Source organism: Roseomonas chloroacetimidivorans, from assembly GCF_049629625.1.
GTDB classification, from domain to species: domain Bacteria; phylum Pseudomonadota; class Alphaproteobacteria; order Acetobacterales; family Acetobacteraceae; genus Roseomonas; species Roseomonas chloroacetimidivorans.
On record NZ_JBNBZS010000031.1, the window covers coordinates 37,913 to 51,772 of the forward strand.

The 13,860-nt window shown below is 67.5% G+C and carries 15 protein-coding genes; 6 read left to right on the plus strand and 9 right to left on the minus strand.

The genetic code is table 11. The features are described from left to right. Nucleotides 1-12: 12 nt before the first annotated feature. Nucleotides 13-399 (minus strand): response regulator, encoded by a 387-nt coding sequence (locus ACO1BU_RS21020; protein WP_424137929.1) that lies wholly within the window; start codon nt 397-399, stop codon nt 13-15. Between the two features lie 119 nt (nt 400-518). Between ACO1BU_RS21020 and ACO1BU_RS21025 the strand changes: the two genes are divergently transcribed. Then, a complete protein-coding gene (locus ACO1BU_RS21025) occupies nt 519-1,259 on the plus strand; it encodes a Crp/Fnr family transcriptional regulator (RefSeq protein ID WP_424137930.1) in 741 nt (246 codons plus the stop codon). 113 nt (nt 1,260-1,372) lie between these two features. Then, a complete protein-coding gene (locus ACO1BU_RS21030) occupies nt 1,373-2,896 on the plus strand; it encodes a sensor histidine kinase (protein WP_424137931.1) in 1,524 nt (507 codons plus the stop codon). A 41-nt stretch (nt 2,897-2,937) separates the two neighbouring features. Here the strand turns inward: ACO1BU_RS21030 and ACO1BU_RS21035 are convergent, their stop codons facing one another. The 5 genes from ACO1BU_RS21035 to ACO1BU_RS21055 all read right to left on the minus strand — a co-directional run bounded on the left by ACO1BU_RS21035 (nt 2,938) and on the right by ACO1BU_RS21055 (nt 8,918). Beyond that, a complete protein-coding gene (locus tag ACO1BU_RS21035; RefSeq protein ID WP_424137932.1) occupies nt 2,938-3,321 on the minus strand; it encodes a response regulator in 384 nt (127 codons plus the stop codon). Continuing rightward, the gene (locus tag ACO1BU_RS21040; RefSeq protein WP_424137933.1) at nt 3,318-5,261 is read right to left on the minus strand and encodes a PAS domain-containing protein; all 1,944 of its coding nucleotides are present in this window, start codon (nt 5,259-5,261) and stop codon (nt 3,318-3,320) included. The genes ACO1BU_RS21035 and ACO1BU_RS21040 overlap by 4 nt, the downstream gene beginning before the upstream one ends. Before the next feature lie 241 nt (nt 5,262-5,502). Next, nucleotides 5,503-6,690 (minus strand): glycoside hydrolase family 1 protein, encoded by a 1,188-nt coding sequence (locus ACO1BU_RS21045; RefSeq protein WP_424137934.1) that lies wholly within the window; start codon nt 6,688-6,690, stop codon nt 5,503-5,505. A 10-nt stretch (nt 6,691-6,700) separates the two neighbouring features. Next, nucleotides 6,701-7,849: a UDP-galactopyranose mutase gene (gene glf / locus ACO1BU_RS21050; protein ID WP_424137935.1), complete on the minus strand. Its 1,149-nt coding sequence runs from the start codon at nt 7,847-7,849 to the stop codon at nt 6,701-6,703. A gap of 217 nt (nt 7,850-8,066) precedes the next feature. Further along, nucleotides 8,067-8,918, minus strand: coding sequence for a manganese catalase family protein (locus ACO1BU_RS21055; RefSeq protein WP_424137936.1), 852 nt, complete (start codon nt 8,916-8,918; stop codon nt 8,067-8,069). 418 nt (nt 8,919-9,336) lie between these two features. On the opposite strand from ACO1BU_RS21055, the gene ACO1BU_RS21060 reads away from it, so the two are divergent. The 4 genes from ACO1BU_RS21060 to ACO1BU_RS21075 all read left to right on the plus strand — a co-directional run bounded on the left by ACO1BU_RS21060 (nt 9,337) and on the right by ACO1BU_RS21075 (nt 12,025). Next, nucleotides 9,337-9,852: a YciE/YciF ferroxidase family protein gene (locus ACO1BU_RS21060; protein WP_424137937.1), complete on the plus strand. Its 516-nt coding sequence runs from the start codon at nt 9,337-9,339 to the stop codon at nt 9,850-9,852. A gap of 55 nt (nt 9,853-9,907) precedes the next feature. Further along, a complete protein-coding gene (locus ACO1BU_RS21065) occupies nt 9,908-10,417 on the plus strand; it encodes a ferritin-like domain-containing protein (protein WP_424137938.1) in 510 nt (169 codons plus the stop codon). A gap of 168 nt (nt 10,418-10,585) precedes the next feature. Next, complete coding sequence (locus ACO1BU_RS21070; RefSeq protein ID WP_424137939.1) at nt 10,586-11,011, plus strand: DUF4142 domain-containing protein; 426 nt, start codon at nt 10,586-10,588, stop codon at nt 11,009-11,011. Nucleotides 11,012-11,107: 96 nt separating this feature from the next. Next, nucleotides 11,108-12,025 carry a c-type cytochrome gene (locus tag ACO1BU_RS21075; RefSeq protein ID WP_424137940.1) on the plus strand — a complete coding sequence of 306 codons (918 nt, stop codon included), beginning with the start codon at nt 11,108-11,110 and terminating at the stop codon, nt 12,023-12,025. 96 nt (nt 12,026-12,121) lie between these two features. On the opposite strand, the gene ACO1BU_RS21080 is transcribed toward ACO1BU_RS21075, so the two are convergent. The 3 genes from ACO1BU_RS21080 to ACO1BU_RS21090 are packed head-to-tail and all read right to left on the minus strand — an operon-like array spanning nt 12,122 to nt 13,855. Next, nucleotides 12,122-12,670: a c-type cytochrome gene (locus tag ACO1BU_RS21080; protein WP_424137941.1), complete on the minus strand. Its 549-nt coding sequence runs from the start codon at nt 12,668-12,670 to the stop codon at nt 12,122-12,124. After that, nucleotides 12,651-13,550 (minus strand): cytochrome c oxidase assembly protein, encoded by a 900-nt coding sequence (locus ACO1BU_RS21085; RefSeq protein ID WP_424137942.1) that lies wholly within the window; start codon nt 13,548-13,550, stop codon nt 12,651-12,653. Before ACO1BU_RS21085 ends, ACO1BU_RS21080 begins: the two co-directional genes overlap by 20 nt. After that, nucleotides 13,547-13,855, minus strand: a complete 309-nt coding sequence (locus tag ACO1BU_RS21090) for a hypothetical protein (RefSeq protein ID WP_424137943.1) — start codon at nt 13,853-13,855, stop codon at nt 13,547-13,549. Before ACO1BU_RS21090 ends, ACO1BU_RS21085 begins: the two co-directional genes overlap by 4 nt. Nucleotides 13,856-13,860 lie beyond the last annotated feature (5 nt).

The following is a 13,860-nucleotide window of genomic DNA, read 5'->3' on the forward strand; positions in this document are numbered from 1 at the left end:
GGCGGCCTGGCTTCAGGCGCGCTGGGACAACGCGCTCAGGGCGCGGACCAGCGCGCGGGGATCGAACGGCTTTTCCCAGTGCGGCACGTCCATAAAGCGCGCCGGCAATGCGCTTTGCGTGTATCCGGTGGCGAGAATAAAGGGCACTCCGCGGTTGTTCAGGGCATCAGCTACCGGGAAGGCCGCATCACCCCGCAGGTTCACGTCGAGCACCGCGAGGTCGATCCGCTCCGTCCGGGAGAGCAGGGCAAGCGCCCCTTCGGCGGTCGCCACCGGGCCGATCACCGCGGCGCCAAGATCGCTGAGCGCGGTCGCCAGATCATCCGCGACGAAGAATTCATCCTCCACCACCAGAACCCGCTGGCCAGACAAGTCCTTCGGCGGTGTCGTTTCGGTCATGGACCCGGTGCCTCTGTCTGTCGCCAACGTCTGTCCGGCGGGGCAAAGCACCCCGCAACTACCCATGTTAACGCACCGGACGCAGGAGCGTCACCGGCCTGCGTCACAGGAATCCTTTGATGTCAAATCCTCTGGTCCGAAAACTGGAACAGTTCACACGGCTTGCATCCTCCGAAAAACAACTTCTTGATGAGCTTGCCGCCAGTGGGGTTCGCCAGATCGGGGCGCGCGAGGACATCATCCGGGAGGGGGACCAGCCGCAGGTCCTGAACCTCCTGCTTTCCGGATGGGCCTGCCGTTACAAGCACTTGGAGGATGGGCGGCGGCAGATCATCGCTTTCTTCCTGCCTGGTGACCTGTGTGACAGCCATGTTTTTGTTCTGCGGGAAATGGACCATTCCGTCGGGGCCCTGACCCCCGTGACCTTCGCCCAGATCCCCCGCCGGCGGGTGGAGGAGGTCTCGCTGGCCTATCCCCGCATCACCCAGGCGCTCTGGTGGGAATCGCTGGTGAGCACCGCGGTCCAACGGGAGTGGACGGTCAGCCTCGGCCAGCGTGACGCGCTTGAGCGCATGGCGCATCTTCTGTGCGAGCTGTTCCTGCGGCTCCGGGGTGTTGGCCTGACGGATGGCAATCGCTGCGAATTTCCGCTCACGCAGTCCGAGCTGGCGGATGCGATGGGGCTTTCCACGGTGCATGTGAACCGCACGCTTCAGGAGATGCGGGCGGCAAACCTGATCGTGCTGAAGGGGAAAACCCTGGTTATCCCGGATCTGGAGGCTCTTCAGCTGGCCGCCCAGTTCAACCCCAATTACCTGCACCTCGGTCGCGAGGGGCAGCATCTGGACGCGAACGACTAGATGCCGGGCGGACGGCTTTCCCTTGCACTTCCACGGCTCTTGTTGCCTGGAAGGCGAGACGCAGATCTCCCCCGGCCCGTATGTGGGCGCGTTCTTGCGGCGGCGGGCGTAGCATGACCCAGGTTGCGATTTCGCGCCCGCCTCCTGGCTGGCCGGCAGGCGGCGGCACCATGGGCGGGCTGGTTCGCTCGTATGACTGGGCGGCAACGGCGCTCGGGCCTGTCTCCTCCTGGCCGGATGGCCTCTGCGTAGCCGTCGAGATCTGCCTGGCCTCGCCCCTGCCGGGCTTCGTCGCCTGGGGGGCGGAGCTGATCCAGATCCATAATGACGCGGCCATTCCCCTGACGCGCCGCGAGCCCAGGGAGGCTCTCGGCAAACCGCTGCTCGAAGCCTGGCCGGCGATCGCGGAAACATTGGGCCCGATGGCAGCCCGCGCGCGGTGCGGCGAGGGGGGCCTGCGCGAGGATGTCGGCCCCGGCGCGGCGCAGGAGGACGTGCCGGACCCATGGTGCGGCACACTGTCCTGCGTTCCGCTGCGTGACGCGGCGGGTGGAATTGCCGGACTGCTCGGCACCCTTGTTCCGGCCAGCGCCGGCCCGGCGATGGCGCAGGACAGCCGGCGGCTGCGTAGCCTCGTGGAGGGCATTCCGCAGCTCGTCTGGCGGGCTGCCGATGGCGGGCATTGGACTTGGTCCAGCCCGCAATGGACCGCCTATACCGGCCTGTCCGAGGCGGCGAGCCAGGAGCTGGGCTGGCTGTCCGCCCTGCATCCCGAGGACCGCGAGGCGGCGATGGAGGCGTGGCGCCGGGCGGAAGCCGGGGCGGGCTTCGAGGTCGAGTACCGCATCCATGACGCCCGGGAGGGCCGTTACCGCTGGTTCCAGACCCGCGCCAGGCTCGTGCGCCATGAGGCCGGGATGCCCGTGGAATGGGTCGGCACCTCCACCGACGTGGATGCGCTGCGCCGCATGGCGCAGCAGCAGCGCCTGCTTCTCGCTGAGTTGCAGCACCGGGTCCGCAACACGCTGGCGGTGATCCGTTCCATTATCCGCCGTACCGTGGAGGCGAGCGAGACGGTCGAGGACCTGGCCATGCATGTGGACGGGCGGATCGACGCCTTCGCCCGGGTGCAGGCCGCCGTGACCCGTGATCCCGGGGCCGGGCTGGATCTGGCGCAGCTGATCGCGGACGAGCTGCGCGCCCAGCTGGCCCGGGAGGGCCGGCGGGTGCGGGTGGACGGGCCGTCTGTGCAGCTGCGCGCCAAGGCCGCGGAGTCGCTGGCACTGGCCATCCACGAGCTGGCCACCAATGCGGTGAAATACGGTGCCCTGTCCTTCCCCGGGGGCGCAGTGGAGGTGGTCTGGGAGGTCGAGGAAAGGGCCGGCGCCCGGACGCTTGTGCTGGTCTGGCAGGAGAGTGGCGTGCGCGGCATGAGGGAGGGGCCGCGGCACCGAGGCTTCGGGACCGACGTGCTGGAGCGCAGCCTTCCCTATGAGCTGAACGCGGAGGTGCGGCAGGAATTCAGGCCGGATGGGCTGTGCTGCAGGATCGAGCTGCCCCTGTCGGACTGGGTGCTGGCCCCCGCCTCCCCGGAGGGTGAAGGGCCCGGCCACGGCAGCCTGACGGAAGCGCTCTGACAGTAAGGCGCGGGGGCACCGCTTCCCCCGACGGCTACGGGTCAGGCCAGGCTGAGGCGCCGCAGGACCTCGGTCAGGACCTGGAGCCCGATCGGCTTCTCCAGATGCGGCGCGTCGGCGAAGCGCGGGTCGATGGAGCGGTGGCCATAGCCAGTGGTGAAAACCAGGGGCGTTCCGACGCGCTGCAAGGCTTCGGCCAGCGGGTAGACCTCCTCCCCGTCCAGATTTACGTCGAGCAGAGCCAGGTCCGCCCGGTCTTCCGTGAGCAGGGCGAAGGCGGAGGTTATATTCGGGGCGGGGCCGAGCACCCGGCCGCCAAGCTGTTCGACCATCGTGCACAACTCGTCCGCGATCAGATACTGATCCTCGACGACCAGCACCGATCGGCCTGCGAGGGGGCGGGTGGTGTTCCCGGCGGCGGTCATGCGGCGGTTTCCCTGCCGCGGCCCACCGGTTCCATGGCGTCCTGCTCCCATGCGATCACGTGCCGCCCAAGCGGCAGCTCGACCGTGCAGCGCACGCCGTCGAGGCCGAATTCCAGCGCCGTGGCCGCATCCAGGTCATAAGGCAGGGCGCGTTCGATCAGGCGGCGGCCAAAGCCGGTGCGGGCGGGAGGCTTATCCGGCATGCGGACGCCATGCTCCTGCCAGGTGAGCGCGAGGCGGGCGCCGTTGCTGGTGTTCGTGACGCCCCATCGCACGGTGAGCTGGCCCTCCTTGGTGGAGAGTGCCCCGTATTTCACGGCGTTGCTTGTCAGCTCGTGAATACCGAGGGCGAAGGTTTCCGCTGCCTTGTCCTTCAGCAGGATGGGCGGGCCGCCAATCTCCACCCGGTCGTTTCCGTTTCCGGTGCTGGCTTCCAGCTCATCCCGGATCAGCTCGTCCAGCCGGATGCCGCCGGTCCCGCGGTTGGCCATCATGCTCTGGGTGCGGGCCAGCGCGTCGATGCGGCCCGGAAACCGGGCGGCGAACTCCGCCAGATTCGTCGAGCTTTCGAGCGAGCGGGCCGTGAGGGAGCGCACGACGCCCAGGATGTTCTTCACGCGATGCTGCAGCTCCGCCATCAGCAGGTTCTGCTGCGCCTCCGCCCGGCGCCGCTCGTCCACGTTCTGCAGCACGCCGAGCAGCTTTCCGCCATTCCGGCTGCCGCTGAAGCGGACCCATACCTCCCCGCGCAGGCCATTCATGCGGACTTCCACGTCCAGCGTCCCGCACTCCTCGATCGCGGCGTGAAAGGCGGTGGAAAGGCGGTGCCGGTCCTCCGCCGCCGTCCTGGCCAGAAGCGCGGGGAGGGCAGGCGGCGGAGGGATGTTGAAGGCTGTCTCGAAACCCTCGGAATGGGTAAACTGGCGGCTTTCCACATCCAGTTCCCAGATTGCGATCCGCGCTGCCGTGGCGGCGAGCCGCGTGCGTTCTTCCGCGGCTTGCTGGGCTGCCTGGGCGACGGTGGCCGCGGTGATGTCGAGGAAGGTGATCACCACGCCGGCGATGAAGTTGTCCACGCTGCGATAGGGCAGCACGCGCGCGAGATAGCGGCCGCCTTCCGGCGTGCCGATCTCCCGCTCGACATTGGAGAGGGTGCGCAGGACGCGCCGCACATCCTCCGCCAGGTCCGGATAAGGCAGGCGAGCGGCGATATGGGCGATGGGACGGCCCAGGTCGCTGTCGGTGAGGTGGAACACCTCGGACAGGCTGGGGGTGAAGCTTTTCACCCGCAGGTCGTTGTCGAGGAAGAGCGTCGCAATCCGGGTGGATTCGAGCAGGTGCTCGATCAGCCGCTGCAGCCGGGCCGGGATCTCCTCCAGCGGCACGCGGATATCGGCCATGCCGGCGGCGCCATCGATATCCTGGGGATCGGGTTCGGGGTGCTCTGGTTCAGCCTCGGCGATGGCCAGGCCGCCGCATTCCTTCAGCCGGGCGATGCCCAGGCTGCCTGCGGCTTTCACGGCTGCCAGGATGATGCCGACGGCGGCGTTGCGCCGCTGTTCGGCAAGGGAGAGGAGGAAGGTGTCCACCGTGCCGCGATGGCCCGACCGTTGCTCAGGCTGGGAGAGGCGCAGCTTGCCGTCTTCGAGCGTGACCATGACGCCGGCCGGCGCGACATGAATCTGGTTCGGCGCCAGCCGGTCGCCGTCCGCGGCGATGCGGGCCTGTGGGCCGCCATGGGCGTTCAGCGTGGCCACAAGCGCGTCGGTGTCGAGAGGGTGCGTGGCTTCCGACACGATGACGAAAGCCGCATCGCTGTCGCGTGGTATGAGGGCGAAGAGGCGTTCAAGGGACCGGAAGGCCGGGGCCGAGGCCCCCAGGCCGATCACGGCCACCGGCCCGCTTTCGGGCGGGCCGATCTTCCCGGTCTGGTCACTCAAGGCATTCGGCTCCCTCGCCCCTTGAATGACCTATACCGGCTTCGGTCCGAGTGCAGGACTCTGAAAAATTCAACCGCCAAGGGCCGGGTTCGGTCCGGCGGTCGGTGCGCCGCTCCAGCGTGGCGGGGCGAACCGTGTTTTTTTGGCGGCCCGTGCCGAGCGGGATCGTGCCGTCGGCCGCGAGCATGTCCGCCGCCCGGAACGCGTCCGGGCGGCGGGCCGGCCCGGGCGCGCCGCCTGGTCAGGCCGCGGCCAGGGTCCGCAACTCGGCGGCCAGTTCCTCCAGCGCCTCCGGGTCTTCGGGCACCTCTTCCCCGCGAAGCATCTGGTCGAACAGCTTCTGCTGCCGCCGCAGTTCCTTCGCCAGGGGCTCGTGGCGCGAGCGCTGCCCGTTCGTGGCCTCCATTTCCCAGAGACCGTTCGGGCAGTAGCGGTCATTGTCCCAGCCGAGGTGACTGACGACGGGATAGAGGCAGATGCCGCTGATCGGTACGCCGGCGCGCATGGCGGCGCGCACCTCCGCGCCGACATAGCGGAGCCAGGGCGCGCGGACGGATCCCTCGATGCTCGTCTCGGCCAGGAAGATCGGCTTGCGGTAGCGGTTCCAGGCGTCCAGCAGCAGCTCGCGGAAGGGGCGGTAGCGCGGGTCGCCGGCCGCGATCTTCTCGCCCAGATATTCCCACTGGTTGTTCCAGTAGTAGTTCACGCCCATTACGTCGAAGCCGTCATCGCCGCCGCCCAGCTCGGGCCAGCCCCGGCCCAGCAGCGCATCCCAGCCCTCCCATTGGGAGGCGGTGTAGATCTTCGCGTGCTCCTCATGCTCCGGCTTCAGCGGCACGACGCGGATGAGGGGATCGACCACGATGATCCGGGTGCCCGGCACCGCTTCCCGGGCGGCGCGGGCGGCCTTCAGGGAGGCCGCAATGAGGCGCTGCTTTAGCTCGCCGCCGCGGTGGCGCAGGGTGGGGTTGAAGTGCCCGACTTCGGCGCCCGCCCAGGCCCAAAAGGAGATTTCGTTGACGGGGCAGAGGATGGGGGGCTGGCCTTCCACCTCCAGCGCCAGCCGGGCAAAGGCGGCGGCATAGCGGGCCAGCGAGTCCGCGAATTCATCCGACATGGGGTCGATGAAGTCGGGATAGCCGTAATGCGCGAGATCCCAGGAGACGCGCACGCCGTTGCGGCGGGCAGCCCGCATCTGCGGAAGGATGCTGGACCAGTCATATTGGCCCGGCTTCGTTTCGATCAGATGCCAGCGCGCACCGTCGCGCGCACCGAACATACCTTCGGCAGCCAGGGCCGCGTAGTCCTGCTCGGCGAGCTCGTCGTGGCGGGTCGATGCCACCAGGTCCAGCCGGCGGTTGTCATGCCGCCGGTGGGTTGAGCACTCAAAGCCCCCCATGAAAAAGCTGGGGAACAGCCTGTCTACCATCAAAAGCGCCTCACTCTCCCGCCAGGGTGGGGCGCGCCTCCTTCTCTGCGTGCGGCGGCACAGCGGCCTCGATACGCCGGAAGGTTGCCAGCGCCTGGGCCACCACCTGATCCATGTTGTAATAGCGGTAGGTCGCGAGCCTGCCAACGAACCACACATCCGGCGTGGCGTCGGCCAGGGCCTCGTACTGCTTGTACAGGGCAGCGTTTTCCGGCCGCGGCACGGGGTAGTAGGGGTCGCCCTCGGCGGAGGGGAATTCGTAGGTGACGCTGGTCTTCGGGTGAACCTGTCCGGTCAGGTGTTTGTACTCGCTGACCCGGGTGAAGGGCACTTCCTCGCCCGGATAGTTCACGGTGCCGACCGGCTGGAACCACTCCCGGTCATGGGTTTCGTGCTGGAAGACGAGGGAACGGTAGGGCAGCTTGCCGAAGCGGAAATCGAAGAACTCGTCCACCGGGCCGGTCCAGACCATCCGGCGATGCGGGATCTTGTCCTTCACGGCGGCGTAGTCGGTGCTGGTCATGACCGTGATGTTCGGGTGGTCCAGCATGCGGCGGAACATGGCGGTGTAGCCATCCAGCGGCATGAACTGGTGCGTATCCGTAAAATAACGGTCGTCGTTGTCGGCGCGGGTCGGCACGCGGGAGGTGACGGAGCGGTCCAGTTCGGACGGGTCCAGGCCCCATTGCTTGCGCGTGTAGCCGCGGAAGAAGGTCTCGTAGAGCTGCCGGCCCACACGCGACACCACGACATCCTCGGAGGTCCGGATTTCTGCGACCGGCTCGGCGCGCGACGCGAAGAAGGCCTCGACCTCCTCGGCCGTGGTCAGGCTCAGCGCGTTCATCCGATTCACCGTCGTGCGGTTGATCGGCATCGGCACGAGCATGCCGTCGGCCAGCCGCGCGAGCACGCGGTGCTCATAGGCGCGCCATTTCGTGAACTGCGAGAGATGGGCGAAGACCGCTTCGCTGTTCGTGTGGAAGATATGCGGGCCGTAGCGGTGGATGAGGATCCCGGCTGCGTCCAGCTCATCGAAGGCGTTGCCGCCGACATGGTCGCGACGATCGATGACACAGACGCGCTCACCGCGCACGGAGGCCAGGCGTTCCGCGAGGACGGAACCTGCGAAGCCCGCGCCAACCACCAACCAGTCAAACATGAGAGCCACCTGTCGCGATCATCTGATTGTCGTGCCGGGATTTTGCCCGGAGCGGGAGGTTCCGTGGATGGAAGAGGCGGATCAGCGGCGGGCGGGGCGCCGTGCTGTCTGGCGACGAGGGAGGAACGGTCATCACTCCTGCTGTGATTCAAGGCGGCCGGGGCGCGCCGCAAGGCTGCGCCCCGGCCGGGGTTCCATTGCTTGGATGGCTATAGCATCAAACCGTGGTGGCGCCAGTCGGCGGTACCATGCTGGTCTGCTCGGTCTGGGCACCACCATCGGGGCGGGCCGGGGCGAGCTGGGGGATATCCCCAAGCGGCTTGGAGATCATGGCCTCGAACTGGCCCTTGCCGTCCAGCGAGGGACCGCTGGTCCAGCGTCCTTCCGGCACCGAGCCATCCGCGCTGTGCACGAAGAAGGCGTAGGCGAACTCGCTCTTTTCCTGGGACTGCGGGAAGCTGTTCGGGATCGGCAGCGCGGCCGTGCCACCCAGTTCCTCAATCACCGCCAGCCACTGTTGCTGGTGCATGGTATCGCGCGCGATCAGGAAGGAGAGCATCTCCTTCATGCCGGGATCATCGGTCATCCCGTAGAGGCGCGTGGCGAGCGCGCGGCCGGTCGCTTCAGCGGCGACATTGGCGTACATGTCTGCCGCGAGATTACCGCTGGCATAGACATGGCTGGCGTTGAAGGGAACGCCGTTGCAGTTCTCCGGCGTTGCGCCGAGGCCCGTCGAGAGGATGTGGCGCAGGTTCATGCCGTTGAGGACCGCACCGGCCACGGGATCCCTCGACATCTCTTCCTGGAAGGAGAGCGGAGCGCCTTCGAGATTCAGGGCGACGGCAGTTGCCAGCATCTCGACATGGCCGATCTCCTCCGTTCCGGTATTGAGGAGCATGTCGCGGTACTTCATCGGCCCGCGCGCGCCCCAGGACTGGAACAGGTACTGCAGCATCACGCGGATCTCACCCTCCACGCCGCCGATCGCCTGCTGCAGAGCCCGCGCGAAGACAGGGTTGGGTGTTTCGACCCGAACCGGGAACTGAAGTCGTGGATTGGCGAAGAACATGGCTGCTTCCTGTCGAAGAAATGGGCCGCCGGCGCAGCTAGCGACGGAACATCGGCCCCGGTTTAACCTAGGATGAGGCGCACAAAGGATTGACGGGCCCTTGCGGCGGGGGAGGAGGGCTGCATGGAGGTCATGCGGAAGACCCGCCTCCTTCAGAGCAGGCCCGCTCCGGTGTCCGAACGCGCAGATCGAGCTTACGCCATCTCCGTCACGCATCTGTGAGACAGCTGTGCCCGTGACACAGGTTGGCCGGCAAAGGCCGATGACGGGCGCGGTGCTGATCCATGTTAACGATTACAAAGATGTGAGTGGGGTGCTCGAAAACACGGTACCGCAGATGTGTTGTTCGCCCGCAACATCCAACGCGGCCAGCCGGGCATCGGGCAGGGCGCGCCAGTGAATGAGGGGAACAGGCCATATGTCCGAGCTGCGCGAAATGCTTGTGGACCAGCTGAAGGACGCCTTCAGCGCCGAGAAGCAGGCGATCCAGATCATGAAGCGGACGCTGCGCAAGGCATCCGAGCCGCAACTACGGGAGGGCATCGAGGCGCATATCGCCCAGACCGAGGAGCAGCGCGACCGCGTGGAGCAGGCGCTCGAACTGATGCAGGTGCGCCCGGGACGGAAGGTCTGCGAAGCGATGCGTGGGCTGGTCGAAGAGGCCGTGCAGGAAATGGAAGAGCAGGACAAGGGGCCGGTCATGGATCTGGTGATCGTGGCCAGCCAGCAGCGGATCGAGCATTACGAGATTGCGGCCTATGGCACGATGGTCGAGTTGGCCAAGGCAATGGGCGAGAAAGAGGTCGCCAACCTTCTGGCCCAGACGCTGGCCGAGGAGAAGGCGCAGGACGGGCTTCTGACGAAGGTGACCCGCAGCGCGATCCTTCCGGCTGCGCTGCGCGCTGAGCAGGAAGAAGAAGAGGTGGAAGCCTAGCGCTTCGGCCACTTCATCCCAGATCGATCACACGGCATAACGGAGGACTGACACCATGCAGGAAAGCATTCGCGAGATCTACGTGACCGGATTGGTCAACGCACGATCCGTCGAGACGGAGGCGATCCAGCTCCTGTCACGCCAGGTGGAGCGGCTGGAAAACTATCCGGAGGTGGAGCAGGTCCTGCGCCGGCACATCACCGAAAGCGAGCAGCAGCGTGACCGGCTGGACGCCATCCTGGAATCCCTGGGAACTTCCAGCTCAGGCCTTAAGGATCTTGTGACCGGCGCGATGGGCAACATGGCCGCCATGGCGCATGGGATTGCGCCCGACGAGATCCTGAAGAACTCGCTGGCGAACTACGCCTTCGAGCATTTCGAGATCGCCTCTTACAAGTCGCTGCTGACCCTGGCGGATCTGGCCGGGGACACCCGTTCCCCCGCCGCGTTGCAGGAATCGCTGCGTGAAGAGGAGCGGATGGCGCAGTGGTGCGAGGACAACCTCGACGCGATCGTCCGGAAATACGCGATGCGTTCCGCCCAGGGGACGCAGGCCGGCATCTGAAGGCAGGCGGCCGCGGTGCGGCCGCCCTTCTTCCAACAACGTCCCGGCCGATCGGCAGGACCAATGGTGGAGACGACCTTGCTCGAACGACGGATATTGGGCGTTGCCCTTGCGGGGGCGGCGCTGGCCGGCTGTGCCGCAAACTCCCAGCCAGCCCTTGGGCCCGGCATGGCCGGCACCCCGGGTGCTCTCCGCAGCACGGCGCTGCAGGGTGGCGCCTTCCTCATGCAGACGGGGCAACTCGGCATGAACAGGGCGCTGCGGCCGGAGCTGCGCCGCTTCGCGACCTTCGAGGTGAGCGAGCAGCAGGGCATCATGCAGGCCATGGCACTGCAGGGTGAGCGGGTGAGCCCGCCGCCGCCGACGCAGCAGCAAGCGGCCCTGATGCAGCAGCTCCAGGCCGCGAACGGGGCGGAGTTCGACCGTCTGTTCGTCGCCGCGCAGACCCAGGGGCACCGCGAGGCGCTGGCTGTCTATCAGGCCATTCAGCAGAGCGGCGCATCGCCGCTGTCGGACCGAGGCATCGCTATCCTGGCGGCCGACCGGATCCGCGAACACCTGAACTTCCTGGAGTCCTTCGGCCCGCGGGGCTGACGACCTCGGAGCAACTTCCGTCATCACCCGGTCCTGATACAGACGGCGCATGACAGGCTCTTGTGTGAACGTCTTATCAGCAGGCAGGACCGGGTGATGGTCCGCATTCTGCTTCTTGTGGCCGCGTTTCTGGTTCTCTGCGCCGGCGGCGTAGGATGGGTGGTCACGGCGCCGCGTCCCGGCTTCGCCGAGGCAGATGCACCGCGTTTCGAGAATGGCGATGCGGCACGCGGCAGGCTCGTGTTCAACGCAGGGCAATGCTCGTCCTGTCACGCCTCTCCGGGGCAGCCGGACCGGTTGCGCCTTGGCGGCGGCCTCGCATTGGGTTCGCCATACGGCACTTTCTATCCGCCCAATATCTCACCTGATCCGGAAGACGGGATCGGGCGCTGGCGCGGCATCGACCTGGCCAATGCACTGATGGCGGGCGTGTCGCCGGGCGGGCAACACTATTATCCCGGCTTTCCCTATACGAGCTACGCGCATATGCGCCCGGAGGACGTGCGGGACCTATGGGCGTATCTGCGGAGCCTGGAGCCGGTATCCGGACGTGCACCGCCGCATGACCTTCCCTTTCCCCTGACCATCCGGCGCGGTGTCGGCGCCTGGAAGCTGCTTTTCTTCGACCGGACGCCGGTCACGGATGATCCGTCCAAGGATCCGGCTTGGAACCGCGGGCGCTATCTGGTCGAGGCAGTGTCGCATTGCGCGGAGTGTCATTCGACGCGGAACCTGCTGGGCGCCATCAAGCCTTCGGCTCGCTTCGCCGGCGGGCCGGACCAGGAGGGGACGGGCTTCGTGCCGAACATCACGCCCCAGGCGATCGGCACATGGTCGGTCGACGATATGGTTGCGGTGCTGACCACGGGCATGACGCCCGACCTGCGGAAGGCATCGTCTTCCATGGCTGATGTGGTCAACAACATTTCCGCCCTGCCGGAGGGCGACCGGCGGGCGATTGCCACCTATGTCCACTCACTTCCATCTCGGCCGACGCCCGGGATGCAGAACTGAGGGCGGCGCTTCTTCGGGCCGAGCGCGCGCGAGATTCAGCGGTGCACTGGCGCCACCGGCAGAAGAAGGCGGGAGAATGCCTCTCCCGGACTTCTTTCAGCGGCTGTAGAGATAGGCCGCTACGTCGCGCGCTTCCGTCTCCGTGATGCCCGTGGCCGGCATGGCGGTGTTCGCCGAAAAGGCGCGGGGATTCACGATCCAGTTGATCATGTTCTGCGGCGTGTTGCGCGCGACGCCCCCGACATAGACGCGTTCCCGCATGCCGGTCAGCGGTCCGGCCACTTTTCCATTAGCACCAGGCATGCCGGGGATGGTGTGGCAGCCGCCGCAGCCATAGCGCGTCATCAGCGCCGGAGCGCGGCTCGGGTCGCCTGAGGTCAGGGCCTTCGCGACCGCCTCTTTTTCCCGGCTGGCCATCAGGCCCATGCCGCCGACGCCCAGCGTGCCCAGGAGGAGGAGCCCGAGGCCGATCGCCGCGAAGGCGCGGAAGCGCCAGCGCGGCGGCCGGGTCCGTCCCAGCTCGGACTCTCCCGGCGGGGTCAGGCCGGGGCCCTGGACGAAGCGCAGCGCCGCGGCGCCAAGCAGGAGGGCGGCGAGCCCCCGAAGCCCCATCCGCCAGCGGCCTTTAGAGAGAGCGGGGCGCATCGGCTGCCCTCCAGGCCCGTCCGGACCGTCGCACCCAGGAAGCGAGCAAGGCGAGCGCCACCCCCGCATAGATCGTTCCGGCCGGAACCCACATGACGAGGCCGGCGAGCTGCTGGTCCTCCAGCGGCGTGAGGCCCCACAGGCTCGATCGGGCGGTCTGGGCGCCGTAGAGCACGCGGGGCGCGAAGGTGAGCAGTGCGCCCAGAAGACCCGTATGGAGCATGGTGAAGAAGACATGGGCGGCCGCGGGGCCGGGTTCGCTGCGCCGGAACAGCGACCACCAGAAGAGCAGGGCGGTCACGAAGAAGCTCAGATGCTGGAGCCGGTGGATGCCGACATGCAGCACGGTGGCATCGAAGAAGGCGGGCACGTGCCAGATCCAGATGGCGGCGCCGTGCAGGAGGTTCGCCGCCAGAGGGGTGGTGAGCCCGTTCCAGGTGGCGCGCAGCGGGCGCAGCCGCCCGATGCGCCAGACCGGACGCCGCAGGCCTGCCGGAAGTGCCCAGGCGAAGGCGCCGCCCGGCCGCGCCAGCACCAGCAACGGGGCCGAGACGGCCATGACGATCTCGTGCTCCACCATATGCAGCGTGAAGAGCCGTTCGCCGAACCAATGCAAAGGGGAGAGGAGCGCGGTGGCGAGCGAGAGCCAGCCGGCCGCGTAGATGGCGGCCTGGCCTGTCCCGACTCCTCGCCCGATCCCGGCATGGCGCCAGAGGCGGAAGGTGCCGCCGGCGAAGAGGATGAGCGAGGCCAGAAGCGGCGTCACCACCCAGGGATCTAAGGTCCAGCTTGGGCCGTGGCCATGATCCGCGCCGCCATGTGCCTGGGCGCCGCCCGCGCAGAGCAGCAGCCCGAGCGTGAGGGGAAGGGCGCGCCTCATCTTTCACATCCCGTCAGCACCAGGACAGAGGCGGCCTGCAGGATCTGCGCGAAGGCGAAGACGACGCCGAGCAGCGCCGCGACCGAGCCGACGAAGCCGAGCGGTCCGACCCGGGGATGGCGCAAGGACGAGGCGCGATAGGAGATGAAGGCCCCGATAAGGGAGGCACCGACGCCCAGGAAGGTGGTCAGGATGCTGGTCCGGAATCCCCCGCCGCATTCCGGGTAAGGCAGGATGAGACCCAACTGCATATTGAGCCACCAGAAGGCGGGGCCGAGGAGGGCGCCGGCCCAGGGCAGGAGCATCCGCC

Bases quoted from the DNA above. Each gene is read 5' to 3' on its own strand.
- ACO1BU_RS21035 (WP_424137932.1), bottom strand. From the start codon at position 3,321: ATGACCGCCGCCGGGAACACCACCCGCCCCCTCGCAGGCCGATCGGTG.
- ACO1BU_RS21045 (WP_424137934.1), bottom strand. From the start codon at position 6,690: ATGGTAGACAGGCTGTTCCCCAGCTTTTTCATGGGGGGCTTTGAGTGC.
- glf (WP_424137935.1), bottom strand. From the start codon at position 7,849: ATGTTTGACTGGTTGGTGGTTGGCGCGGGCTTCGCAGGTTCCGTCCTC.
- ACO1BU_RS21025 (WP_424137930.1), top strand. From the start codon at position 519: ATGTCAAATCCTCTGGTCCGAAAACTGGAACAGTTCACACGGCTTGCA.
- ACO1BU_RS21070 (WP_424137939.1), top strand. From the start codon at position 10,586: ATGGCCGGCACCCCGGGTGCTCTCCGCAGCACGGCGCTGCAGGGTGGC.
- ACO1BU_RS21020 (WP_424137929.1), bottom strand. From the start codon at position 399: ATGACCGAAACGACACCGCCGAAGGACTTGTCTGGCCAGCGGGTTCTG.
- ACO1BU_RS21090 (WP_424137943.1), bottom strand. From the start codon at position 13,855: ATGCTCCTGCCCTGGGCCGGCGCCCTCCTCGGCCCCGCCTTCTGGTGG.
- ACO1BU_RS21060 (WP_424137937.1), top strand. From the start codon at position 9,337: ATGTCCGAGCTGCGCGAAATGCTTGTGGACCAGCTGAAGGACGCCTTC.
- ACO1BU_RS21030 (WP_424137931.1), top strand. From the start codon at position 1,373: ATGACCCAGGTTGCGATTTCGCGCCCGCCTCCTGGCTGGCCGGCAGGC.
- ACO1BU_RS21085 (WP_424137942.1), bottom strand. From the start codon at position 13,550: ATGAGGCGCGCCCTTCCCCTCACGCTCGGGCTGCTGCTCTGCGCGGGC.
- ACO1BU_RS21055 (WP_424137936.1), bottom strand. From the start codon at position 8,918: ATGTTCTTCGCCAATCCACGACTTCAGTTCCCGGTTCGGGTCGAAACA.
- ACO1BU_RS21065 (WP_424137938.1), top strand. From the start codon at position 9,908: ATGCAGGAAAGCATTCGCGAGATCTACGTGACCGGATTGGTCAACGCA.
- ACO1BU_RS21080 (WP_424137941.1), bottom strand. From the start codon at position 12,670: ATGCGCCCCGCTCTCTCTAAAGGCCGCTGGCGGATGGGGCTTCGGGGG.
- ACO1BU_RS21075 (WP_424137940.1), top strand. From the start codon at position 11,108: ATGGTCCGCATTCTGCTTCTTGTGGCCGCGTTTCTGGTTCTCTGCGCC.